1 protein-coding gene is annotated in these 277 nt (G+C 65.0%); it reads right to left on the reverse strand.

Features of this window, described 5'->3' with window-relative positions; genetic code table 11:
* On the reverse strand, positions 1-186 hold a 186-nt coding region (locus tag CDN38_RS33420; RefSeq protein ID WP_204903270.1), incomplete at its 3' end, for a hypothetical protein.
* Positions 187-277: the final 91 nt, after the last annotated feature.

A 277-nucleotide genomic window follows, 5' to 3' on the forward strand; every position in this document is an offset into this window, starting at 1 on the left:
CCGGACGAGATCGATACGCCCGACGTGCTGATCGACCGCGACATCCTTGACCGCAACATCGGGCGAATGAGTTCCGCCGTCGCCGCGAAAGGGATCGCCCTGCGTCCCCACGTGAAGACGCACAAGCTGCCTGAGATCGCCCATATGCAACTCCGCGCGGGCGCGCGGCCTGACGGTGGCCACCATCGGGGAAGTCGAGGTATTCGTCGACCACGGCGCCGACGACGTATTCATCACCTACCCATTGTGGATCGGCACACGCCAAGCCGACCGGCTC

The organism is Mycobacterium ostraviense, assembly GCF_002705925.1.
GTDB classification, from domain to species: domain Bacteria; phylum Actinomycetota; class Actinomycetes; order Mycobacteriales; family Mycobacteriaceae; genus Mycobacterium; species Mycobacterium ostraviense.